Source organism: Pseudomonas sp. GW822-FHT01E03 (genome assembly GCF_058802985.1).
Genome location: NZ_JBXAOQ010000033.1, coordinates 1 through 807 on the forward strand (window position 1 = coordinate 1; position 807 = coordinate 807).

An 807-nucleotide genomic window follows, 5' to 3' on the forward strand; every position below is an offset into this window, starting at 1 on the left:
GCCCTGGATACCAACGCCCAGACGCTCGTAGTTCATCATGGTGAACATCGCCGCCAGGCCTTTGTTCGGCTCGCCGACCAGGTAACCCACGGCTTCATCGAAGTTCATCACGCAGGTGGCGGACGCCTGGATGCCCATCTTGTGTTCGATCGAACCGCAGTTGGCCGGGTTGCGCGCGCCGAGGCTGCCATCGGCATTGACCATGAACTTCGGCACCAGGAACAGCGAAATGCCTTTCGGCCCCGCCGGTGCATCCGGCAGCTTGGCCAGCACCAGGTGGATGATGTTTTCGGTCAGGTCGTGTTCGCCACCGGTGATGAAGATCTTGGTGCCGCTGACCTTGTAGGAACCGTCGGCCTGAGGCTCGGCCTTGGTGCGGATGATCCCCAGGTCGGTACCGGCGTGGGGTTCGGTCAGGCACATGGAACCGGCCCAAACGCCGGCGTACATGTTCGGCAGGTACGCGGCTTTCAGTTCTTCGCTGGCGTGGGCGTTGATCGACAGGCAAGCACCGGCGGTCAGCATCGGGTACAGGCCGAACGACAGGCTGGCGGAGTTGACCATTTCCTCGACCTGGGCCGAAACGGCTTTGGGCATGCCCATGCCGCCGTAGGACGGATCACCACCGACACCGACCCAGCCGCCTTCAGCGTAGGTCTGATAGGCCTGTGGGAAACCTGCCGGCGTGGTGACGGCACCGTCCGCCCAATGGCAACCTTCTTCGTCAGCGGCACGGCTCAGCGGTGCGATGCTTTTGCTGGTGACTTTGCCGGCTTCTTCCAGGATGGCTTCGACGGTTTCTGCATC

1 protein-coding gene is annotated in these 807 nt (G+C 62.7%); it reads right to left on the bottom strand.

Annotated features, from left to right (window positions below; translation table 11 throughout):
• Window positions 1-807: acyl-CoA dehydrogenase family protein (locus tag AC1RP7_RS27900; protein WP_493183451.1), on the bottom strand; the 807-nt coding region annotated here is incomplete at both ends.